The following is a 22,957-nucleotide window of genomic DNA, read 5'->3' as shown; positions in this document are numbered from 1 at the left end:
TTCGTAAATCAAAAAATTCCTAATAAGGTTAGTATTTTTTCAGGTAGGCCCCTATTTTCTTGTGCAGCTCCGCTGTAACGGGAACTACCGGTAGCCTGAAATAGTTTTCGATAATACCTGCGTGGTGCAAAAATGCTTTGATACCGGCAGGATTATTTTCCGAGAACATCAGTTCAAAGCCTTCCAGCAAGTTATTGTTGAAAACACGGGCAGCAGCATAATCGTTGATCAGTGCTGCGTGTACCATGGAAGAGAAATCGGCAGCAAAATAGTTGGCCGCAACAGAGATCACCCCTTCCATTCCGCAGGCGATCTGGGCCAGTGCGAGGCCATCGTCACCACTTACCACGAGGAAGTCCTTTGGTTTATCGCGGAGGATCTGCATGCACTGCATCATATCACCGGAAGCTTCCTTCATACCTGCGATATTTTCCACTTCATGCGCCAGGCGCAGGGTGGTTTCCGCAGTCATATTACGGCCGGTGCGGCCGGGAACATTATACAGAATAACAGGCTTCGGAGAAGCAGCAGCAATGGTTTTATAGTGCTGAAAGATACCTTCCTGAGTAGGCTTGCTGTAATAGGGAGCCACGCTGAGAATAGCGGTGGCTTCATCCAGCGGGCATTTTTCCAGCCGGTTTACCACATCCCGGGTACAATAGTCACCGATGCCGATTACCACCGGCACCCGTTTCGATACCTTTTCGAAAGTAAATTTCATCAAATCCAGCTTTTCATCCGCAGAAAGAGTGGGAGTTTCGCCGGTTGTGCCTAAGGACACAACATAGTTTACGCCGCCTTCAATCACGAAATTGATCAGCTTTTCCAAAGCATTCCAATCTATGCTTTCATCTGCTTTAAAGGGTGTTACCAAAGCCACCCCCGTGCCTTTTAGTTGTTCCATATTGTGTTTACGGGAAAATGAAATTCGAATTCCGAAGGTCGAAATTCGAATTTTTTATCGTGATCTCTAAATTTTTTTTTAATGTTCTTCGTAAAAGCCCATACGGGAGAACTTATCGATCCGTTGTTCAATACGTGCATCCGGATCAATTTTCCTTAATTCCACCAGGGTTTCCTTGATGCGGATCTTCAGGAGATTAGCCATTTCATCGGGGTTTACATGTGCGCCACCGAGGGGTTCACGTACAATTCCGTCTACCAGGCCAAACTGGCTCATATATTCGGAGGTGAGTTTTAGCTCTTCTGCGGCCTTTTCCTTGAAATTCCAGCTACGCCAAAGGATGGTAGAACAGTTTTCGGGAGAAATGACCGTATACCAGCTATTTTCAAGCATTAATACCCTGTCGCCGATACCTATACCCAACGCACCGCCGGAGGCGCCTTCCCCTATTATAATGCAAATAACGGGCACTCTCAGCTTCACCATCTCAAAGAGATTGCGGGCAATGGCTTCTGCCTGCCCTCTTTCTTCCGCTTCCAGGCCGGGATAAGCACCGGGGGTATCTATGAGAGTAACGATAGGCTTATTAAATCTTTCGGCCAGTTTCATGAGGCGGAGGGCCTTACGATAGCCTTCAGGATTGGCCATCCCAAAGTTTCTGAGCTGGCGCATTTTGGTATTGATACCTTTCTGCTGTCCTATAAACATGACCGTTTCGCCATCCAGATCAGCGAAACCGCCTACCATGGCTTTGTCATCTTTTACATTCCGGTCGCCATGCAGTTCCGTAAAGTTGGTACACATCCTTTCTATATACGACATCGTATAGGGCCTATCGGGATGACGGCTCAGCTGTACCCGTTGCCACGGGGAGAGGTGCTCGTAGATGTTCTGACGGGTAAGGGCAATTTTTTGCTCGTACTCCCCTACAGTGGCAGATACATCTACACCGGACTTTTCACCGTTTTCCTTCAGCTTGGCCAGCTGTTCATATAAATCCGCTATAGGTTTTTCGAAATCCAGGAATTGCATAATTTGATTAAATTGGTTAAAGATCGGATGTAAAGATAGTGCTGAAATTTTTTTTTAAAAAGATTTGCTTAATTGAAAACTTTGTTGCTATCTTTGCAATCCCAAAACGGAACAACACAACCGATTGGAATACAAAAAGATAGCAAGTTCTTATTAATATTTTTGGATGGATCAGTAGTTCAGTTGGTTAGAACGCCGCCCTGTCACGGCGGAGGTCGCGAGTTCGAGTCTCGTCTGGTCCGCAAGCTTTAAAGTTTAAGCCGCATAAATCGTAAGATTGGTGCGGCTTTCTTGTTTTTAAGGGTATTTCCCCATACTTCCCCCTTTATTTTTCAGGATCTGCAACAATTTATAATTTACATACAGTTTCTCTTTCCCAACTTGTTCACTTTTCAGAAAACCTTCATTTTCCAATGCTTTTAAATAGCTTCCAACGGTTTTAAGGCTCCCAAGGCCCGCCATTCCCAGCTGTGAGCGTTTGGTATATGGTAATTTAAAAAGTGCTTCTACCAGGTCTTTGGAGTATAATTTGGGTAGTTTTTCCTGAATCTCTGCGCTCATCTGTTCTATCAGCTTTTCGATTTCAATGATCTGATTACGACCTTTTAATGCTGTTTGTTCTACCATATCTAACATATATAAGATCCATTCCGACCAGTTGCCTTCTTCCGTTACCTTTCTTAAATTTATATAATAAGCACTTTTATGTCTGATAATATAATCACTTAAATACAATGCTGGTGTAAATAACCTTTTCTGTTACCGGATTTTTCAATTGCATCCCAGGTACATTGCGGGTTCCTGATTTATTCTCTTTTATAATTTGCATAATAGCAATAAAAAGATTGGTGGTCAGTATTGGTTTCCTTTCAATCTCCTTTATTCCATACCAAAGCGCATTTCTATAATGAATAACTTCCTTAGTAGCTGAGGAGCTGCTCATCTTTTCAATGATAGAAGCCCTGAATAACTCATCTTGCGTAGTAATGATATTCTCAATATGGTTATTGCCTCTTTAAGTTCTGATAAAGCCCGGCTCGCAGCTATGTTTTTTTTAAGAATAGTGATATCCTCTATTACACCTTTGGGTGGTAATAAAGGCAAATCATTATAAGGAATCTCCGGATTGTAAGCCATCCCCTTTTTTAACATGAGTAATTGACGTTCTCAAAAGAAGAACGAGGGTTAATATAGCGAATTTTCGCCCTCGTTTTTACTTCATGGGTAAATTTCGCCCTCGTTGACATATTATTTCAGGTAACAGGAATAAAATATGCCGGTATACAAAAGAGCGAAAAATATTATTTAAAAGTGAACGATCAGCCTGGCTATAAAAAAAAAATTTTAATTTAATCGGGGAAATATTTGGTTGATTGAAATAATTATTTCTATATTTGCAACCCGAAACGGGGATAACAGTACGGCTGAAAAGCCCGCCCGTAGCGAGGATCAGTAGTTCAGTTGGTTAGAACGCCGCCCTGTCACGGCGGAGGTCGCGAGTTCGAGTCTCGTCTGGTCCGCAAGCTTAAAGTTAAAGCCGCATAAATCGAATGATTTATGCGGCTTTTCTGTTTTCCCGTAATAGTGGAAAATGAATGAAAAACATACCGTGATCCCTTGTTTAATCAATTCATTTTACTTAGATTTGAAATGCACTTAACATTAACAGATTCCACGTTGATTCCTGATACTTTGTATAACGAAGCAGTGTTGATACATCTTATATCACAAGGTGATGAGAATGCTTTTGCAAAATTATTTGAGCATTACCGGGATAAAATCTACAGCATTGCTTTAAAGCTTACACGTTCCAATACTTTAGCCGAAGAAATAGTGGAAGATGTGTTCTTGAAAATCTGGCTAAAGCGATCATCACTGGGTGAGATACAGAATTTCAGGGCTTATCTTTTCACCATTACACGGAATGATGTTTATAAAATATTAAAACAGATTTCCAAAAATTATAAGATCGCCTTACTTACTGATAATAATCCATCCCTGGCTCACAATGATACGGAAGACTATATAATGGAGAAAGAATATAGCTCATTATTGCAACGGGCTATTGACAGGTTACCCAAACAGCAAAAACAAGTATATCAATTAATGAAGGAACAGGGGTTAAAAAGGGAGGAAGCTGCTGATTTCCTTCATCTCCAACCAGAAACCGTCAAGTTTCATCTTGCACAGGCTATGAAAAATATCCGCTCCTTTTGTACCCTTTATTTAGACATGATGACAGGTATTATATTCTTCCTTTTTAGCTCAAACATTTAGCTTATAATCAAAAAAAATCTTAATTCTTATATCCGGGCCGCGTTCCACGCATTTCTATATCTTTCAGCATCTTCTTCATTTTTTCTGCCACCTCCGGATATTTATCTATTACATTCTTGACCTCTCCTTTATCACTTTCCAATTCAAATAATTGATCTGTTGTTGTCAGTCCCGTTTCAACATCCTTATCTTTAAGCCATGCAGGTGTTCCTTTTGTTTGTGGTGCTATAAATTTCCAGTTGTTATTGCGCAATGCTAAAGTAAAAGATTCTTCCAACATTGTTTGCCGCCCGACCAGCGATTGACCCAACAAAGCAGGCAGCATGTTATAGCTATCCGGCGCTTCCTGTTCATTTAATGGCTGCCCGGTCAATGCCGCAAACGACGCATAAAAATCAACCTGGTTGACTAACGAATTGCTGATGCCTGGTTTTATTTTTGCGGGCCAGGACACGATAGTAGGTACGCGGGTCCCTCCTTCATAGGCGCTGTATTTACCTCCTTTAAACGGCCCCGCAGGTTTATGATCCCCTACCAGCTTCGCCGATTCATCCTCATACCCATCATCTAAAACAGGGCCATTATCGCTGGTAAAAATAACCAGGGTGTTGTGGGTTAACCCAAGCTTATCCAGCATCTTCATCACTTCACCTGTTGTCCAGTCCATCTGGGCGATGGCATCTCCCCGACGCCCCATGGTAGTTGCTCCTTTAAACCTGGGATGAGGTTCACGTGGTACATGTATATCCGTATAAGATAAAAAAAGGAAAAAAGGGTTGTCTTTGTTTTCATGTAGAAATGCTTTCGTCTGGTTTACCAGCACCGTTGCGATTTCCTCATCTTTCCACCACGCAGATTTACCACCTGACGTATACCCTATCCTACTAATACCGTTAATGATGGTGTTGCTATGCTGGGTATCTGCCCTTACTTTCAGTAAGCCCGGAGACTCCAAGCCTGTGGGTTCACTTCCAATTTTATGGTCATAATTTACTTCAATAGGATCTGCAGGATCCAGATTAAAAACCCGGCGGTTTTCTACAAACACGCAAGGAACCCGATCCAATGTTGCCGGCACCAGAAAGGAATAATCGAAGCCGATTTCAAGCGGCCCCGGACTAATATCACCGTTCCAGTCTATAGTCCCATCTCCTAAACCCAGGTGCCATTTCCCTATTACAGCGGTGGTGTATCCCGCTTGCTGTAACATACCGGGCAAAGTAGGCGTACCGGGTCTGATTAACAAAGGTGCGTCTCCGGGAAGTATAGCGGCATTATTCCTGAAGGCGTAACTACCGGTCAGCATTGAAAACCGGGAGGGCGTGCAGGTGGCAGCCGTACAATGTGCATCTGTAAACACTAAACCATTACTGGCCAGCTGATCGATGTGCGGCGTTTTTACACGCGTGGCGCCATAGCATCCTACATCACCGTATCCTAAATCATCGGCGTACATAATGATAATATTGGGTTTGGATGGTTGCTCCTTCTGTGTACAGGAAGAGGCAATTATTGCCCATATTATTACCAGAAAATAGAAAGGCTTCAAGGTATAATTCATAAAAATATTTTAGCGCTGCTGTATGTTCACTTCATCCGGCCACTTAACGGTTTTCCCTGTTTGTTTAACAACAGGCAATTGCGCGTTATATGACTTCAGTTTTTCGGTCAGCAGCTTTGCCATTTGAATAGCTTTCTGCGGATGAACAGCGGATAAATCCTGTTGTTCTCCTATATCATTTTTCAAGTTGTACAATTCTATTTTGCCCGTTTTTTGAAAATAGAGCGCTTTCCAATCTCCCTGGCGAACAGCGCTCACCCAGGCGTAGCCCCAGTTGTTAGACCGGTTGTTGGGGAAATTCCATACCAATGCTCTTGTTGTATCCGTATACAAAGGGTCTTTCAATACCGGTACAAAACTTTTACCATCAATTTTCTGCACCGTTTTATAGTGTTTCACTTTTGCCATTTCAAGAATGGTGGGAAAAAAATCGTCTATACATACATATTGCCGGGTGGTGGTGCCGGGTGCTGTTACACCTGGCCATTGCACCATCATGGGTTCGCGGATACCACCTTCATACAAAGAACCTTTTCCGCTACGCAGCGGATAATTTTGCGTATTCGCTTTTCCGCTGCGGGGAGGGTTACTCAATCCGCCATTATCTGACATGAAAATAATGATGGTGTTTTCAGTAAGATGGCGGTCTGCTACATATTGCATTAAGGTTCCCAGACTGGCGTCCATTCCTTCCACCAATGCCGCATAGGCCGCTTCTGCGTTGTCCAATCCCATTTTTCTATACTTATCAAAATACCGGGGATCCTTATCAAAAGGAATATGGATCGCAAAATGCGACATATACAAAAAGAAAGGTTGTTTTTTCTCCAATGCTATATCCATTTCATGGGTAGCTTCTGAAGTAAGGGCGTCCGTAAGAAAGGTAGACGTACCCCAATATTTTTCCAGGCCCGGTACAGCGCGCAGATTGGTTTTACCGGGAACGTTGCCATAGTTTTCCTCTCCTAAATAAGAAGCGGGGCTCCCTAGCGCCCCGCCTCCAATATTAACCTCAAACCCCATTGTCAAAGGATCGGCGCCGGGTGTACCGGCAGTGCCAAAGTGTCCTTTACCGCATTGAATAGTGCGGTATCCCGCGCTTTTCAGCACCTGCGGTAATGCAGTAACATGTACAGTGCTGTTTATTCCTTTTACAGGACTAAGGCCATTCAGATTCCATGCGGGACTATTCAGCACAAGATCTTCCTGGTCTGTCGATTTATCTTTACCCGAAATCCAGTTGGTAACACGGTGACGGGAAGCGTTCATACCCGACATCAGGCTTACACGTGATGGCGTGCAGACGGTATTTGCGTATGCATTCGTGAACTTCATCGATTGTTTTGCCAACTTTTCCATATTAGGGGTATGGAATTTTCTGTTTGCCGGTGTAATACTGTCCCAAAACGGAACTGATGTATCCTGCCACCCCATATCATCTACCAGAAACAAAATAATATTGGGTCGCTGCTGCGCGCTGAGTGCAACACATGACATCATCAACATCCCTAAAACAACCAATTTCATTCTTTTCATTTTCGTGTATAAACTATGCGGTTATAAATCAATTCCGTTTACTTTTTAATACTGATTTTGATCACCCCAACAGCGTATGCAGGTACATTTATAGCGTTATTGACAGCTACTTTAGATGTAACAGGCACCACATTATCAGGTGCTTCCACCGTATTTTTGGCATACAACGAACCGGAAATATGACTCAGCTCCGCAGTTGCTCCCTGAAGCGATACTCCTTTGATGTCAATCCTGATATCCCGCGCTGCCTGGCTTTTATTAATAAAAGGTACGTAGATCGTTTTACCATCTTTTGAGAGATAAGAAAATGCCGTGATGTAGTCTACATCTACGTCAATTACTTTTGTTGCACCTTGTCCTGGTACCAGATTTCCTTTATTATCCTTATCCTGGATCCACGTGGCTGTTTTAACGATGTACCCGCCGTTGTTTTTAACCGTTGTTGCCAGCCTCTCAGCAGAGTTCTTCACAGCGCCTGCTACCAGCGAATATGCATGACCAACAGGGCTGTTTACAGGTATGTTTCCTTTCCAGAACCTGGAGCTTTTAATGGACGGAGTGGGTGAAATAGAATAAAACTTAATATAGGAAGTGGTTACATCATCGTTATCCGCCCATCTTAAATAATAGTCTGCCTCCACTATCCCTGTAAACAAATTATTAGTGAAGTTTTTTTCATCCGCTTGTTTTCCGATACCGGAGATATAGCCGGTTTCTGTCATCCAAACTTCCTTCCCTGGGAAAATGGCTTTCCATTGGCCAATAGATGCTTCAACTGTTTTCTTTGATATGGCGAATATCTTATCCTTTCTGAATTGCGGACCTTCAAGATTACGGTCAGAGGTTCTTAAGTAACTGTGAATAATAATTGCATCATAAAAATCCCGCGGATAATTATCACTGATTCTTCTACATAGCAGATCCACGTCCTCTCCACGTAATTGCTTATCGATCATGTACGCAAGGATACCTATTTTAACCTGGGGGAATATTTTTTTAACCCGGCGTGAAATACCTTCGCAGGTTGCCATGTATTTATCAATATTATACAACTGGTGGGGGATTCCCTGCACATTTTCAGCTCCCTTAGGGCCAATAAGTTCATTCCCCAATTCCAGGTACTTTACCGTTAGTCCCCTGTCTTTCAGGTGCTGCATCCAGTCCACCAGATGGTCAGCTGGAGTTTTACCCGCTGGCGCAAATGACACGTTACCCACATAATAGATATCCGCGCCTAACTGATTGGAGTAGTTCAGAAAATCTTCATAGCCATACTTGCCCCTCACTTCCGTACTTCTGGTGCCTTTATGTATATACTCCTGTAAATAACTATCTCTGAATTTATTAACCGATACTCTGTACTCCTCCTCTGTTTTGTAATCCTCTCTTTTGACCATGTCTTCGGGAACAATCTTCTTAATTTCCTCCGTCATGAAATCATCGTTCTTCCAGTCATACCAGTTAGCGATAGTACCTCCGGGGAATCTCGTGATAGTAGCGCCGGATTCCTTCATCATTTTCACATAGGGTGCTTCATTGAAACGGTGATGAGGTGTGGAAGTAATAACATACTCATTAAATCCAAAGTTCATCTTTACCGGCTTTCTTGCCGATGCGTCAATACTTATAACAGCCGCAGGTTTTTTCGCAGGTTCCAGCCATATATCAGGATAAGTAATGACATCTTTTCCTATTTTTATTTCCAGCTCCTTTGTTAAAAAACTCCCTTTTGACGCCTGTACGATGTAATCACCGCTGAGGTTCGAAGCATTAATGTTATAGACGCCTTTATTATCTGTTTTAAGACTTTGAAGCGGCGATACCCTTCGGGTATCAGCAGTCTTGAATATTTTAATGGTTACACCTGCTATTGGTTTAAGGTCGCCGGTTGTTACTTTTCCAGCGATACTGTTTACACTCACTTGGCTTCCGCCTGGTGATGTATCTTCCACCATAACCTTCATAGCATTTGCATGCACGCCAGATCTTTGACTGGCATGTGTCGGACTGGTTGCCATTGCAACAGCCGCCGTGATAGCCAGGATTTTTATTCTGCCTATAATTTTATTGCCAGCCTTTCCGAAGAAAGAAGCGCCGATATATTTCTTTTTCATTTGCTAAATATTTATTGCGCCTGAGCAATCCATTTCCCTTACTTTTTGATACTGATTTTAATCACGCCAACAGCATATGCAGGTACTTTTATGTTACCGTTAACAGCCACTTTCGTGGTAACAGGTACGATGTGAGCAGGTTCTTTAACCGTATTCCTGCCAAACAGCGGACCGGAGATATGCTGCAACTCCGCCGTTGCACCTTTTAGCGTTACCCCTGCAATAGCCAGCTTAATATCCCTTGCTGCCTGACTTTTATTAACAAAAGGAACATAGAGGGTATTGCCATCTTTGGAAAGGAACGAGGAGGCGGTGATATAATCCACGTCTACGTCAATTACTTTTGCTTCACCTTTTCCTGGGATCAGCTTACCCTGCCCGTCTTTGTTTTGTATCCACGCGGCTGTTTTCATGGTGTAGCTGCCGTTATTTTTAACCGTGGTGGTAAGTCTGTCGGAAGCGTTTTTCACGGCGCCTGCAACCAATGAGTAGGCATAACCTACCGGTGTGTTTACAATGCTGTTATCTTTCCAGAATCTGGAACTTTTTATATAGGGGGTAGTAGATATAGAATAGAATTTAATGTAAGAAGTAACGGCATCATCGTGATCGGTCCATCTTAGAAAGTAGTCTGCTTCCAGCATTGCCGTAAACATATTCGTGGTGAAATTTTTCTCATCATCCGGCGTACCTGCGATATATCCGGTTTCCGTCATCCAGATTTCCTTACCGGGGAATACTGTTTTCCAGTGATTAACAGAAAACTCAACGATTTTTTTTGACAATGCAAATATTTTATCCTTTCTGAACTGTGGGCCTTCGGCGTTACGGTCAGTCGTTCTTAAATAGCTGTGTATGATGATGGCATCATAGAAATCTCGGGGATAGTTATCATTAATTTTTCTACAAATCAGGTCTATTTCGCTTCCGCCTAATTTATTACCAAGGCCATCCGCGAGAATGCCGATTTTAACCTGCGGAAATATCTTCTTCACCCGTTTGGAAATATCCTGACAGGTAGCCATGTATCTATCCAGGTCATACATCTGGTTTGGAATGGCTTGTGTGTTCTTAGATCCGTGGGGACCGATGAGTTCATTACCGAGTTCCAGGTATTTCACGGTCAGGCCACGTCCTTTCAGGTGTTGCATCCAGTCTACCAGATGATCCGCCGGATTTTTACCGCCTGGCGCAAACGACACGTTACCCACATAATAGATATCAGCGCCTATCTGAGCAGACATATCGCGAAAATCTTCGTAACCGTATTTACCTCTCACTTCTTTACTGCGGGTACCTTTACTAATGTACTCGTCCAAATAGTTATCCCTGAATTTTTTCAGCGTCTCCTGATAATCCTCTTCTGTTTTATGGGCTTCTCTTTTGACCATATCTTCGGGCACTATTTTCTTGATGTCCTCCGTCATGAAATCATCGTTCTTCCAGTCATACCAGTTAGCGATGGTACCTCCGGGAAAGCGCATGATATTAGCGCCGGATTCTTTCATCGTTTCTACATAAGGCGCTTCATTAAAACGGTGATAAGGTGTGGCGGCGATCACATATTCATTGAATCCGAAGCTCATCCTTACCGGCTTTTTCACCGAAGCATCGATGCTGATGACGGCGGTAGGTTTCTTCGCTGGTTCCAGCCACAGGTCGGGGTAAGTAGTTACGCCTTCGCCGATTTTTATTTCCAGCTCTTTTGTTAAAAACTTTTGTTTCGACGCCTGTACAATATAATCGCCGCTCAGTTTTGAAGCATCAATATTATACAAACCCTTACTGTCTGTTTTCAGGCTTTGCACCGGTGTGGTCCTTTTTGTATCTGTAGCCTTGTATATCTTAATGGTCACGCCTTCGATCGGTTTCAGATCGCCTGTTGTTACCGTTCCTGCGATCGCATTTGCAACTACCGGATTTTCACCGGTAGCCGCATGCACCACGATACCTTTAGCCGACTTTGTATGATCAGTGGATTTCGGGGCCGCATACGCCGCACTGGTTGCCAAAGCAACCGATGCAATTACAGGCAGCAACTTGAGGCTTCCTTTAAATTTATTTCCAACTATTCTGAAGAAAGAAGTACCGATATATTTTCTTTTCATTTGTTACGTATTTGTTGCGTTGTAATGGTCGTTTTATTTCGACTTTAATAATTGCGGAACGGGATTCTCCACCATTCCAGGCTTACGGGTGCCTTTCCCTTTAACATTCAGATCACCTAATTCATTTCGGGCCTGTGCGGCGTATTTCATCAGCCGGGCAACCACGTCAGGGTGATCTGCAGATACATCCATTTCCTCTTTTATGTCTTTTCCGAGATCATAAAGCGCCAGTTTTTTACCGGGACCAAATTTGCCCTGGTGTACATTCGCTAACGCCGTATCCGTAGGAACAATCAGCTTCCAGGTTCCGGAACGGATGGCCTGCAATTGTTCCAGCTGATAATAATACAAAACGTCGCGGGGTGACGGGGTATCCGGATTCCTCATTAAAGGGAGCATATCCTTCCCGTCTACCACTAGGTTTTTGGGCAACTGGAAAGATACCAGCTTAGCTAATGTTGGCATAATCTCTAAACTGGTGACCAGTTGATTACAAACCTTACCGGCTGGAATTACGGCTGGCCAGCGCATCAGGCAAGGAACCCGCATCCCACCTTCGGCGGTACTGCCCTTATATCCGGACAACGGAAGATTACTGCCTCCATAACGTTTGTCGGCGCCATTATCCGAAGTGAAAATAACCAGGGTGTTATCATCCAATCCATTTTCTTTCAATGCCCGGTTTATCTCACCCATCGACCAATCAATTTCTTCAACAGCATCTCCATAAATACCGTTGGCAGATTTTCCTCTGAACTGGTCGCTGGCATATACCGGCGTATGCGGCATCGCATGAGGCAAATAAATAAAGAATGGTTTATTCTTATTCTTTTTGATAAACGCGACCGCTTCTTCGGTATAACGTTTGGTGATGGTATTCTGGTCAACCGGTGCTTCAATCACTTCTTCGTTCCTCATGAGCGGTAATGGGATGGCTGCGCGGCCCATATCATTGCTGTAGGGTATGCCAAAGTAATAATCGAACCCTTGCCTGGTAGGCAGGAAAGCACGCTGATCACCCAGGTGCCATTTACCAATACAAGCGGTGGTATACCCTTTGCGCTTCAGCACCTCAGCGATGGTGATTTCATTCGGATTGAGTCCTTTTTTGCTTTCAGGAAAAAGCACCTGCCTCCCTACGCTTCCAATCGGACGCTCATTCGCCTGCATGTCTACCCGCCGCGGATAACAACCTGTCATTAAAGCGGAGCGAGATGGCGTACATATACTGCTGGCTACATAAAAATCGGTAAACCGGATTCCCTCTTTACCCATTTGATCAAGGTTAGGAGTTCTATTCTTTTCCGATCCATAGCAAGTCAAATCTCCATAACCCATATCATCTGTAAAAACAATAATGATATTGGGATTTTTGGAAGTGGGCTTCCCGGATTTACCCTGACCATCCGCCAATAGTGCAGGCATCAGAAAAAACAAAAAAAGTAATTTATGCATACGACTGTATTTAAACTGTTTTTATTCCAGGCGGTTTCATGACTTAGTCAATCAGTATAAAAAGGCCGGATCTGGGCTTTACTGATTTTGTGATGGAAGTAGTGTGAGTGCCTAATTTCTTCTTTTCATATACATCTTTAACCTTTACTTTACCGGATATACCGAGGTCGCTAAAGTTTAACTGAATGTTTTTATTCGCCGATTTATTCCTGTTTATTAACAAGGCAGCCACTCGTCCGTCTTTCAACTTCTTGGCCCATATTTCGGTATCGCCATCCACTTTTATCCGGGTTCCCTGTTCAGTAGGATCCTGATCAATCATAATCGCATCTCTATTAAGCAGAATACTCTTTTCTTCTTTCGTCATATTGATCAGATCACTTCCAATCATCAGCGGGGAAGTCATAATACACCAAAGTGCGAAATGCACTTTTTGTTCTTCGTGTGACAACCCCTGTGCACCGGTCACCAACATGTCGGGATCATTCCAATATCCGTTACCGGCAAATTTCGCCAGCTTATTATTCTCGTCCGCAATACCCATCACACTTTTGTACGGATGAAATTCTTTGGGGATTTCATCGAAAAAGGCGCCATGTCCAACTTTCGGGCTGATATCACTGGTGGTACGCACCATGTTGGAGATGTCCTTGCTCCAATCACGAAATTTGTACGCGCTGATGCTCAATACAATATCTGACTTGCTTTCTTTCAGAATTTTACTCCATTTTACATAAGTATCTTTCAATACATCTTCATCCCAACCGGGTGTAAATCTGCATTTATCTAGCTTGATAAAATCTACGCCCCAGGCAATAAATTGTTTTATCTGTACTTCTTCATTACCAAATCCACCCACTGCATCACCGCCACAATCATGCGTACCGGGAACGGTATGCAGGCCAAATTTAAGCCCCTTTGAATGTGCATAATCTGCCAATGCTTTTATGCCATTAGGGAATCTTTCGGCGTGAATAAGCAGCTCTCCATTGGGACCCAGTTTGGTATCTCTCCAACCACCGTCCACAACAACGTAGTTGTAGCCCGTACCCCGAAACTCTTTCCCCGACAGGATATCAATGACTTCTCTCACCACTTTCTCATTGATATTTCTTTTAGCATACCAGTTCCAGCTATTCCATCCCATCGGAGGAGTGGGAGATAAGCGGTGAATATCCTGTGCTATCGTGTATTGGCTGGTTATAAACAAAAGAATAACCGCAAAAATTCTCTTCATAGTTGTAATAATTATACTTAATAATCTGTTTCACATTTTCCTTACTACTATTCGTAAGAAAACAATTTAGTCGTTAACACGATCGGTTCGTTTGCCAGGAACTGAAGCAGGATATTATGATCTGATCCACGCCCGGTTTCATCCCCGTTTAACCGGCGTTGTTTCACCCATTGGCCGTCTCTATATACCAATTCGTAGGCCCAAAGGAGTTCCGCATGTGGCAATCGTTTAGAGGTAGAAAGAAAAGTCAGGTTGAATCCATCACCGGTTACCAGAAACTCATTATTTTCCTTTGCGATAATGATTCCATATGCCGGCAATTCGCGATTTTTAAGCGCTTCAATTTTCAACTTGTAATCCCCTATCTCCAGTATTTTTGTTTCACCGGCAGGTACCAGTACCCCTCTCATTTTCCCGGTGCCCTGGTATTCGGTGATAATCGGCAGCAGCTTTGAAAGGGTACCATAGCTGTTGCGCAACACTGTGGTATCTTTTGCTTCCAGTCTGTTGTCGATGCCGAACGGAGAAAAACATAACGCGTCTTCCCCCACCGCATAGAATACATTCGCCGCCATGTTTGCATTGATATTGGCTTCCGGAATAAACAACGGATTACCCATCCGTTTAAACAAACCACAGATCACATCAAAATCGGGGCGATAAATATCCGGCGCCAGGAAGTCGAGATGAGGAGCGGCTGCCTGATAAACGGGGACCATTTTCGCAGTAGGTCCTCCACTTGGGTAGTCACCGGGTTTGGGCACCCCCTTTGGTCCTTCCAGCCAGGCATTTGCAAACATCGGCAATGGGTATTCCCGCTTGCCTGCCATGGCCACCTTATCAATGTAGCTCGCAATATACCAGGCCATAAAAATTTCCGCTGCATCTTCACCAAATATCTCGGACCAGTTGCCATTGGTTTTATAATTCGATTTCTTCCAGATGGCATCAAATTCCAGGATCAAAGTATTTTTGTTTTTCCTGAGAAATGAAATCAGTTCATCAGGCACTTTAGATTTAAAATACTTTTCAGCTACGGGGCTATAATCCCTGGGGAAGTTTCTTACGCCCGGTTCATTTTGTACCTGCACCGCAACAACGGTATTTTTATCGCTATCAATTTGTTTAAGGTGCTTCATAACAGCCGCTAATGCTTTCCCATCCGCCATCCATGCTTCCTCTGCAAAACAAGACAGCGCATTTGTATTTTTACCTTCAGGATTCTGGCGGTGAGGGAAACGCTTTAGATCCTGCCGCACCCATGCCGGAGGATAGGAAGAGCCTGCATTTTTCCAGGTAGCAAACCAGAGTAAAACCAGTTTCATATCATGTATCCTTGCTTTGGCTATCAAAGCATCCAGACTGGAAAAATCGAAACGGCCCTCTTCCGGTTCAATCATTTCCCATGTGATGGGAGCCAATACCGCATTCAGATGCAGCCTTTTCAACTGTGCCCACACAGGTTCCATGTAATCCATACTCGATCCGGCCGAATTCGTTAATTCTCCGGAAAGCAAAACAATAGGTTTACCATCAACAATTAATTGCATGGAATTTCCTTGCTTTTTTAAATGCGGAATTGACGACTTCACCTGTGCATTTACATGTAAGTAAACAAGCACCATTATCATCAAAAAAATCTTTTTTTTCATCCGGTAATTATTAATACGCATTCAAGTTTTTCAAACCAATACTTTATCCTTCTCCCGGTAAAATGGGTAATGGAACCATATCCCGATAGCGGATCATCCATTGATGCAGCGCCTTTTTCAACTGATATTCAATATCCTTGTACGCTTCTTTTCCGTACAGGTTATTGAATTCGTCCGGATCATTTTCGAGATCAAATAATTCGAACATGGGCCGCTGCGGCGTAAACATGGTAGTCTGCGCAAATCTTGGTTCCAGCTTTCCTTGTTTGCTGAGTGTTACCAGTTCTTTCCAGAAAGGGCTTTTCCCAAAATCCACCGGTTGATAGTTGAGATAATACATCGGGTTGTAGATGAGCTTAAATCTTTTACTGATAACAGTTCTCGACAGATCAAAACCACCGGACGACGTGTCAGGAAGCGCAGATCCGTGCGGACCACGAACAGCAAAAACATATTCCCTGTCAGGCATCTTTTCATTTTTGAATGTAGGCAGAAAGCTTTGGCCTTCTATTTCCTTTGTTGATTTGATTCCGGCAACTTCCAGAAAAGTTGACACCAGGTCTTCACCTGATACCAGGTGATTGGAAACCGAGCCGGGTTTAATAACACCGGGCCATTGTGCAACGAGTGGTACATGTAATCCACCCTCGTACAAGGTTCCTTTCCCACGGAGTAAAGCCGCCCCGTTATCTCCCATAAAAACAACCAATGTATTTTCAGTCAGATTTCTTTTCTCTAATTCTTCCAGCAGTAATCCAACGCGTTGATCCAGCCGCTGAATTTCCCCGTAATGCGCAGCGAGGTCTTCTCTCAACAGCTTGGTATCAGGCATGCCGGCCGGCACCTTTATTTTGGTAGGATCAGGTTCAAATTCCTTTGCTGTAAAAGGACGGTGAGGATCACTGTAACATGTTTGTATAAAAAACGGTTTTCCCTTAGGCACCTCGTCCAAAAACTCCCTGAATTGATCGATTGTTTTTTCATCATCTTCCTCAATCTTCACATAATTAAGTCTTTTCGCAAAGGTGACCATACCATATTTTTCAAAGGCTTCGTCTGACTCCTTCGGTCCGTTGCCGGAACCATCCAAATGATAATTTCGTCCGCAAAGACCTGTGTAATAACCGTTCTGTTTAAGGATCTCCGGTCCGGTAATAATGTCTTTGTTTAGCGGAGCTGTAAACCGCAGCATCTGAAGGTCCAGTACATTTCTGCCTGTCATGATAGACGCTCTGGACAGCACGCACTGCGGAGCCGTTGTGTAGGCTCTATCAAACCTCACACCTCTCTTCGCGATCTTGTCGATATTAGGCGTTTTCAGATCCGGATGATCGTAGCAGCTTAAATAAGGCGCGCTATGATCATCCGAGAGGATCAATACTATATTTGGTTGCAGATTACCTGTAGCTTTGTCTGGAACAGTACCGCAGGCTGTTAAAAATGTCAGTACAACCCAACCGAAAAAAAAATTTCTTGAAGTCATATTTAGTATCATATTTTCTTGATGCCGGAAATATTATTGGCAGATAACGGGCACGATTTCAGTTATTGGAAATAAATATTTTTCTCACGAGGTCTCCCTATATAAGAGTACGTTTAGCCCACATTCGGGTGGGTGTATCCGTGAATTTATTTCGTTACAGATGACATATCTCCCCGGATCTTTCTATTACCAGAAAAAAAGATAAAGCGCCGCCAGTATAATGGACAAAATAATGGCGCCAAGATTAAACTGTCTGCTGGTATAAAACATCGATCTTTTTATGTCAATGGCTTTGTCAGCTGGCCCTTTTGATTCTATTCTACTGATGACAACAATAATGGCCGATAAGATCAGGAACACTACCAATACCCGGTTCATAAATGGCAGCTGGGGCAGGAATACTTTCAGCATCACAGACAAAGGTATCGCCGCAATGGCTGCCCATAAAACGGCATTCGAAGTAGCCCGTTTCCAGAAAAGTCCAAACCCGAAAATGGCAATGATCGCAGGGCTGATGAACCCTGTATACTCCTGGATAAACTGAAATGCCTGATCCAGGTCACCCAGTAGCGGCCTTGCTAAAACCACTGCTATCATTAACGAAACAACCGCCGAAATCCGTCCTACCAAAACAAGCTTCTTCTCACTCGCCTTCGGGTTGAGATAGTTGATATAGATATCCATTGTAAAAATGGTGGAAGCACTGTTTCCCATCGAAGAAAGAGAAGATACGATGGCGCCGATCATGGCTGCAATGACAATTCCTTTTGCCCCTGTCGGCAGAAATTGGTTAATGATCCACGGATAAGCCCCATCGGGCTTAACCATATCGCTTTTTAAAACGAACGCGATAATACCCGGTAATACCACGATTACCGGTAACAGGATTTTAAGAAACCCTGCAAACAACATTCCTTTCTGTGCTTCCTTCAGATCCTTAGCCGCCAGCGCACGCTGTGTGATATACTGATTGCATCCAAAGTAAGCAAGATTAAGCACCCACATTCCTCCGATCAGTACACTGATACCAGGCAGCAGATCATAATGTGGATTATCTTTCGGCAGAATCATATGAAATTTTTCAGGAGCAACAGCCAGTACCTGTTGAAACCCTGCTATAATTCCGTTTCCGTTACTGACTGCATCCAGCGCAAAAATGGTCGTCAGCAATCCGCCTATAATCATAAACGTAACGTGGATCACATCTGTCCACGCCACTGCCATTAATCCGCCATAAATCGAATAGATAGCGGAAAATAAAGCAAGCCCGATAATACAGTGCATCAAACCAACATTCAGTACGGTGCTGAGAAATAACGCTCCCAGATACAGTACAGCGGTGAGGTTAACGAATATATACAGTACCACCCAAAATACAGCAAGACTGGTACGTACCCTGTTATCAAAACGACTCTGAAGAAATTGCGGCATCGTATATATTCCCTTTTTCAGATAGATGGGAATAAAATATTTAGCTACCACAATTAGTGTAAGCCCACCCATCCATTCGTAGGAGGCAATACCCAACCCAATCACATATCCCGATCCGGACATTCCTACAAACTGTTCTGCGGAAATATTAGACGCGATGATGGATGTTCCGATAGCCCACCAGGTCAACGTTTTTCCTGCAAGAAAATAATCCTGTGAAGTTGTCTCGTGGCCTTTTTTCTTACGTGAAACGTACAACCCAACAATGACAATGATCAGGCTGTAGGTACAGATCACCAGAAAATCAATAGTCGAAATACTCATATGGTACTATTTTGAAAAAGCAAATAATTCATTTTGATCCGCCTGTATGACCATGTCAATAAAAGGGTGATCCTCCGGCAAACCGGTATACCTGCATAGTGTAGTCAACAATCCATTCTGTGCTAAAGATGTACGGACTTCCAGGGATCCTTCGTCCGTTGATCCTTCATACCTGATGGCCGCAGCAGTGGCAGTGGCATAAGCATATGGCTTTCTGCCATGTTTTAAACACAATAGCGCCGGGCCCACCAACCGCTCATTTATGCCCAGTTTTTTTCTCAGGTCCCGCGCATTCCTTTCTATCAAATCCTCCAATGTTTCATCCTTGTATTTCGTCAAAGCCAATAAATGAAATCTGTCCTGCTCCTCCGGATCGAAACCATACTCTCCGATCAACCCGAATTTGGATTCTGACTGGATCTCTTCGATAAAACCATTTAATTCCGGTGCATTAGCAGCTTCGTGGAGAAACTGGTATCCATTTAACCAGCCGACATAACTGATAGGACCATTCGTGCCATTGAACGTAAATAGCTTACGCACCAGCTCATTTTCAAAATGTTTTTTAGGCATCAATCCTGGAAATACAGGGATAGCGCCCTTATATGCGTCTTTGTCAAAAGGTAGCACCGACCAATCCTGTGTTTTTAATGCCAAAGGTTCCTGTTGCAGGATCAGGTCATCCGGCAGCATGACTGAACAGAGGATCTGTGTCTCCACTAATCCTAGTTTATTGGTAACAAAATCCCGGAAATCATTCCCGGCATTTTCCAACAGTCTTTCTTTTATCAATACAGACGGGCGGTACGCATTCTCACAAATAAGCCAGTTAACTGGCAAGCTGTGGTCCCGCTTCATCAGCAACTCTTTAATAACATCCGTCATACCGAGCATGTTAGGAGCGCCTACCGCAGTAATAAAAAGGTCTACCTTTTCAAAGACCTTCCTCATGCCTTGATGATCGCTTATATGAAAGCTTCCGCTAACAGGAATATAGCGTGTCATCTCAGGCTTTCCGGCTACCTGTACCCTAAACTGTTTTTCCGTGTTCAACAGTTCTACGGTATCCCGGTTGTTATCCACAAAATACAGGTCGTACCCACCATCATAAAAGAGGCGGCCAATAAAACCACGCCCGATTTTTCCGGCACCAAAAATTAAAATTGATTTCATCAAGAATATCCTCCTTTAAAAAGATTTAGTATAACGAATGAACTGGCTGTATTGGTCTACATACAAGTCCGTCATTCTCATATCAGGATTCAGCCTGTCGGTTTGCTGTAGCGCTGCTATATAATTTGTTATGTCATCATTCTTCAACTCCGCTGCCATTAATAGGATGGTTCCAAGTATCGATAATTCCGCCTCCTGAAACACAAGCAGCGGTTTCCCCATCACATCTGCCCTCAGCTGATTCCATACATTATTTCTGGCTCCGCCGCCACCTATTTTAATCATTGCAGGGCTATTACCCGGCATTGATTCAAAGCTTAAACGGCGGGCAAAAGCCACTCCGGTTAGTACCGCTTTGAATAGATGCGCCATGTCATGATGCGTTTTCAGGTTGATAAACCCTCCACTGAGATGATTATTCCAGAATGGCGCCCTTTCTCCTTCGAGGTAGGGAATGAAAAGCGGACAGGAAAGTGGGCTGATATTTAGTGTGCTGGTAGATAAACCCGTCAGGTTTTCATAATTGAGTGGCTGACGATATATTTTTTCAAAGAACCAACTGATCAAATTCCCACCTGTTTGCGTACTTCCGTACAAAATAGATTCGTTCTGCTGTAAACAGGTTTGTAAAAAACGGTCTGATTTAACCTGTTCATTACCGAGTCGTTTTCCGGCAATCTCTGAGCTGTTGCTTAAAATAAATCCCTCCTCCTGCTTTAAATCAAGCGCGGCAAAGGATGCATAGAAGTCTGCTACTCCAGGGAATACAAAGGTTTCAGTGGGCAGGCTCCATTTTTTTTTCCACATCTCCAGCATTGTAAAAAACCGGTCATTACTTACTTCGGGTAAATTGTCCGTAGAAATATTTAATGCATCAAGTATATCCTTCGAGTAAGCGCGCGTTATCCGATGGCAAAGGCTGACAGCCGTGCTGAAATGAGTGAAATAACCGCCTGTTAAACGATGAAATATTGCATCCGATATCTGCAGAATAATATGGTTTCCGGCGTTATTATGTTGGTGATGGTGAAGGATTTTCGTAACAAGCCAATTCGTTGCAGGAGGAAGGAACGTTCCTAAATATTGTTCTGCGCTGTTGTCTTTGAAGAGTGTTCTGATTCCCGGTAGTGCCGGCTCACAAGTGTGATCAGACCAGATTGGGAAAAAATCATTGACAGGTACCGCTGCGTCTTTATCCCAATTCAAATAACTGGACACGTGGCCGCTGATACCGATGTGGATTTTTTTCACCTGCTGCTCCAGACAATATTGGCCAAGATGTTTCAGGCATTCCATTACGATGGCTTCAATTTTAGAGAAGCTGTTTAGTGCCTGACCGGGAAAAGCACTGACTGTTTCATTCCGCCAACTTCCAATGATACGGAAGCTGTTGTTTATTCCAACGATGGCTACCCCGCATTTGATGTTGGTGGTCCCGATATCGATCGCAGCAAAGGCGGAATGTGTAGTGGAATGATTCACGGGTGATATTATTTGATAAAATTTCGATAAAATACTGTCGGTTTAAACGCTACTTACGCTGACTTTCCAACACAATCATCTGAAACAGGAGATCGTTGGTATCCAGATTACAATATTGTTGCAGCATCCAGCCAACTCCGTGAAGTGCCCGGGTTGTTTTCATTGAAATCTCTTCGTCTTCATACTGTAAGGCTGCCAGCACACCAGCAATGATGGCCCGGGGAACCACATGATGTTTCAAAGCCAAATTGGCCGGTCCTATAAGCCGGTCATCGTTCCTTAATTTCCGTACAGGATCGGCGGCATTCCTTAGAATTGGGTCCGGTATGGCGGGGTCTGCAAATTTATCCAGGGCACTTTGTACCCATGCTTGCTGTTCTGCAGGATCAAAGCCGAATTCGGCCAATAATGCCTTACTTGCTTCCCCACCTGCCGTGGCAGCCATCTGGTAAATTTCAGGATCGGCGGCAGCTTCTGACAAATAGCTATAGCCTTTTGCAGCGCCCATATAGGTCATCACGGCATTGATACAGTTATAGGTATATATTTTCCGTACCAGCTGATTCCGAAACTCCGGCAACGGCTTGAGGCCGGTAATGTCCGGTATCTTTCCTTTGAAACCATCCAGGTCACATGGCAATTCATTGAAATCCTGTACCATTACATTCACCGGATGATCTGGATCTGACAGACATGTCTTCAGCATGATGCCTTCTACAAAACCGACTTTAGCCTCCAGGTATTGCCTCGATGCGTCGTTATGCATCTTATTAGCAACGTGTTGTTTGAGCACAGCCGCCGCATGAGATAAATTCTCGCAGGTAATGATATTCATGCTCCCGTCGTTGCCCTGCTCCATCCTGTGCACAATTCCTTTGGCAATAGATGCTGCCAGGTCTTCCAGGTTGTTTCCAAAAACAGCCGTAAAGCACACCTCCGCAGTAGCAAATACGTCCAGCCAGGAAGGGTCGTTAATAGCGTAACAATGCTGCGGATTTATTTCAACGATGTCCTTTTTCGCATTGAGAATATGGATCTGATACGTCTTAGACTTTTTCAGCGCACTGATCAAACCTTCGTCTTTATCAACAAATACAATATCCCGGTTGCTCTTACTACACAAGTGTCCGATAAATCCTCTGCCGATTTTGCCCGCTCCGAATACGATTACTTTATTTCCCATGTACA

The 22,957-nt window shown here is 43.6% G+C and carries 17 protein-coding genes and 2 tRNA genes; 3 read left to right on the top strand and 16 right to left on the bottom strand.

All coding sequences use genetic code 11. The features are described from left to right. Positions 1 to 28: 28 nt before the first annotated feature. Entirely contained in the window at positions 29 to 904 is an 876-nt protein-coding gene (gene dapA / locus ABQ275_RS02745; protein WP_349316737.1) for a 4-hydroxy-tetrahydrodipicolinate synthase, read from the bottom strand. A gap of 78 nt (positions 905 to 982) precedes the next feature. Next, positions 983 to 1,936 carry an acetyl-CoA carboxylase carboxyltransferase subunit alpha gene (locus ABQ275_RS02740; protein WP_349316736.1) on the bottom strand — a complete coding sequence of 318 codons (954 nt, stop codon included), beginning with the start codon at positions 1,934 to 1,936 and terminating at the stop codon, positions 983 to 985. A 168-nt stretch (positions 1,937 to 2,104) separates the two neighbouring features. Between ABQ275_RS02740 and ABQ275_RS02735 the strand changes: the two genes are divergently transcribed. Further along, positions 2,105 to 2,178, top strand: a tRNA-Asp gene (locus ABQ275_RS02735). A 55-nt stretch (positions 2,179 to 2,233) separates the two neighbouring features. Here the strand turns inward: ABQ275_RS02735 and ABQ275_RS02730 are convergent. Both ABQ275_RS02730 and ABQ275_RS02725 read right to left on the bottom strand, forming a co-directional pair. Then, positions 2,234 to 2,563 carry a hypothetical protein gene (locus tag ABQ275_RS02730; protein WP_349316735.1) on the bottom strand — a complete coding sequence of 110 codons (330 nt, stop codon included), beginning with the start codon at positions 2,561 to 2,563 and terminating at the stop codon, positions 2,234 to 2,236. Between the two features lie 94 nt (positions 2,564 to 2,657). Next, positions 2,658 to 2,879: a hypothetical protein gene (locus ABQ275_RS02725; RefSeq protein WP_349316734.1), complete on the bottom strand. Its 222-nt coding sequence runs from the start codon at positions 2,877 to 2,879 to the stop codon at positions 2,658 to 2,660. A gap of 503 nt (positions 2,880 to 3,382) precedes the next feature. Between ABQ275_RS02725 and ABQ275_RS02720 the strand changes: the two genes are divergently transcribed. Together ABQ275_RS02720 and ABQ275_RS02715 are read left to right on the top strand one after the other, a co-directional pair. Further along, a tRNA-Asp gene (locus tag ABQ275_RS02720) sits at positions 3,383 to 3,456 on the top strand. 130 nt (positions 3,457 to 3,586) lie between these two features. Beyond that, positions 3,587 to 4,213 carry an RNA polymerase sigma-70 factor gene (locus tag ABQ275_RS02715; RefSeq protein WP_349316733.1) on the top strand — a complete coding sequence of 209 codons (627 nt, stop codon included), beginning with the start codon at positions 3,587 to 3,589 and terminating at the stop codon, positions 4,211 to 4,213. Positions 4,214 to 4,232: 19 nt separating this feature from the next. Here the strand turns inward: ABQ275_RS02715 and ABQ275_RS02710 are convergent, their stop codons facing one another. The 12 genes from ABQ275_RS02710 to ABQ275_RS02655 all read right to left on the bottom strand — a co-directional run bounded on the left by ABQ275_RS02710 (position 4,233) and on the right by ABQ275_RS02655 (position 22,952). Next, positions 4,233 to 5,774: an arylsulfatase gene (locus tag ABQ275_RS02710; protein ID WP_349316732.1), complete on the bottom strand. Its 1,542-nt coding sequence runs from the start codon at positions 5,772 to 5,774 to the stop codon at positions 4,233 to 4,235. 9 nt (positions 5,775 to 5,783) lie between these two features. Further along, positions 5,784 to 7,301 carry a sulfatase gene (locus ABQ275_RS02705; protein ID WP_349316731.1) on the bottom strand — a complete coding sequence of 506 codons (1,518 nt, stop codon included), beginning with the start codon at positions 7,299 to 7,301 and terminating at the stop codon, positions 5,784 to 5,786. 47 nt (positions 7,302 to 7,348) lie between these two features. After that, the gene (locus tag ABQ275_RS02700; protein ID WP_349316730.1) at positions 7,349 to 9,424 is read right to left on the bottom strand and encodes a hypothetical protein; all 2,076 of its coding nucleotides are present in this window, start codon (positions 9,422 to 9,424) and stop codon (positions 7,349 to 7,351) included. Positions 9,425 to 9,462: 38 nt separating this feature from the next. Then, entirely contained in the window at positions 9,463 to 11,532 is a 2,070-nt protein-coding gene (locus tag ABQ275_RS02695) for a carboxypeptidase regulatory-like domain-containing protein (protein ID WP_349316729.1), read from the bottom strand. A gap of 33 nt (positions 11,533 to 11,565) precedes the next feature. Next, complete coding sequence (locus ABQ275_RS02690) at positions 11,566 to 12,987, bottom strand: sulfatase (protein WP_349316728.1); 1,422 nt, start codon at positions 12,985 to 12,987, stop codon at positions 11,566 to 11,568. A gap of 43 nt (positions 12,988 to 13,030) precedes the next feature. Continuing rightward, complete coding sequence (locus ABQ275_RS02685) at positions 13,031 to 14,224, bottom strand: glycoside hydrolase family 27 protein (RefSeq protein WP_349316727.1); 1,194 nt, start codon at positions 14,222 to 14,224, stop codon at positions 13,031 to 13,033. Positions 14,225 to 14,271: 47 nt separating this feature from the next. Next, positions 14,272 to 15,774: a DUF5597 domain-containing protein gene (locus ABQ275_RS02680; RefSeq protein ID WP_349316726.1), complete on the bottom strand. Its 1,503-nt coding sequence runs from the start codon at positions 15,772 to 15,774 to the stop codon at positions 14,272 to 14,274. 145 nt (positions 15,775 to 15,919) lie between these two features. Further along, positions 15,920 to 17,359 (bottom strand): sulfatase, encoded by a 1,440-nt coding sequence (locus tag ABQ275_RS02675; protein ID WP_349316725.1) that lies wholly within the window; start codon positions 17,357 to 17,359, stop codon positions 15,920 to 15,922. A gap of 186 nt (positions 17,360 to 17,545) precedes the next feature. Then, on the bottom strand, positions 17,546 to 19,114 hold the full coding sequence (locus tag ABQ275_RS02670; RefSeq protein WP_349316724.1) for a sodium/sugar symporter: 1,569 nt from the start codon (positions 19,112 to 19,114) through the stop codon (positions 17,546 to 17,548). 6 nt (positions 19,115 to 19,120) lie between these two features. Then, complete coding sequence (locus ABQ275_RS02665; RefSeq protein WP_349316723.1) at positions 19,121 to 20,287, bottom strand: hypothetical protein; 1,167 nt, start codon at positions 20,285 to 20,287, stop codon at positions 19,121 to 19,123. Between the two features lie 15 nt (positions 20,288 to 20,302). After that, a complete protein-coding gene (locus tag ABQ275_RS02660) occupies positions 20,303 to 21,769 on the bottom strand; it encodes an FGGY-family carbohydrate kinase (RefSeq protein WP_349316722.1) in 1,467 nt (488 codons plus the stop codon). 49 nt (positions 21,770 to 21,818) lie between these two features. Beyond that, positions 21,819 to 22,952 (bottom strand): hypothetical protein, encoded by a 1,134-nt coding sequence (locus tag ABQ275_RS02655; RefSeq protein ID WP_349316721.1) that lies wholly within the window; start codon positions 22,950 to 22,952, stop codon positions 21,819 to 21,821. Between the last annotated feature and the right edge of the window lie 5 nt (positions 22,953 to 22,957).

Origin of the sequence: Chitinophaga sp. MM2321 (genome assembly GCF_964033635.1) — a bacterium.
GTDB lineage: Bacteria > Bacteroidota > Bacteroidia > Chitinophagales > Chitinophagaceae > Chitinophaga.
Note: the sequence above shows the minus strand (reverse complement) of the source record. Positions and strands in the feature narration are given on the sequence as shown.

Excerpts from the sequence above, each read along its gene's own strand:
- ABQ275_RS02690 (WP_349316728.1), bottom strand. The coding sequence starts at position 12,987 with ATGCATAAATTACTTTTTTTGTTTTTTCTGATGCCTGCACTATTGGCG.
- ABQ275_RS02675 (WP_349316725.1), bottom strand. The coding sequence starts at position 17,359 with ATGACTTCAAGAAATTTTTTTTTCGGTTGGGTTGTACTGACATTTTTA.
- ABQ275_RS02705 (WP_349316731.1), bottom strand. The coding sequence starts at position 7,301 with ATGAAATTGGTTGTTTTAGGGATGTTGATGATGTCATGTGTTGCACTC.
- ABQ275_RS02685 (WP_349316727.1), bottom strand. The coding sequence starts at position 14,224 with ATGAAGAGAATTTTTGCGGTTATTCTTTTGTTTATAACCAGCCAATAC.
- ABQ275_RS02655 (WP_349316721.1), bottom strand. The coding sequence starts at position 22,952 with ATGGGAAATAAAGTAATCGTATTCGGAGCGGGCAAAATCGGCAGAGGA.
- ABQ275_RS02695 (WP_349316729.1), bottom strand. The coding sequence starts at position 11,532 with ATGAAAAGAAAATATATCGGTACTTCTTTCTTCAGAATAGTTGGAAAT.
- ABQ275_RS02700 (WP_349316730.1), bottom strand. The coding sequence starts at position 9,424 with ATGAAAAAGAAATATATCGGCGCTTCTTTCTTCGGAAAGGCTGGCAAT.
- ABQ275_RS02740 (WP_349316736.1), bottom strand. The coding sequence starts at position 1,936 with ATGCAATTCCTGGATTTCGAAAAACCTATAGCGGATTTATATGAACAG.
- ABQ275_RS02670 (WP_349316724.1), bottom strand. The coding sequence starts at position 19,114 with ATGAGTATTTCGACTATTGATTTTCTGGTGATCTGTACCTACAGCCTG.
- ABQ275_RS02725 (WP_349316734.1), bottom strand. The coding sequence starts at position 2,879 with ATGAGCAGCTCCTCAGCTACTAAGGAAGTTATTCATTATAGAAATGCG.
- dapA (WP_349316737.1), bottom strand. The coding sequence starts at position 904 with ATGGAACAACTAAAAGGCACGGGGGTGGCTTTGGTAACACCCTTTAAA.
- ABQ275_RS02730 (WP_349316735.1), bottom strand. The coding sequence starts at position 2,563 with ATGGTAGAACAAACAGCATTAAAAGGTCGTAATCAGATCATTGAAATC.
- ABQ275_RS02665 (WP_349316723.1), bottom strand. The coding sequence starts at position 20,287 with ATGAAATCAATTTTAATTTTTGGTGCCGGAAAAATCGGGCGTGGTTTT.
- ABQ275_RS02715 (WP_349316733.1), top strand. The coding sequence starts at position 3,587 with ATGCACTTAACATTAACAGATTCCACGTTGATTCCTGATACTTTGTAT.
- ABQ275_RS02680 (WP_349316726.1), bottom strand. The coding sequence starts at position 15,774 with ATGCAATTAATTGTTGATGGTAAACCTATTGTTTTGCTTTCCGGAGAA.
- ABQ275_RS02710 (WP_349316732.1), bottom strand. The coding sequence starts at position 5,774 with ATGAATTATACCTTGAAGCCTTTCTATTTTCTGGTAATAATATGGGCA.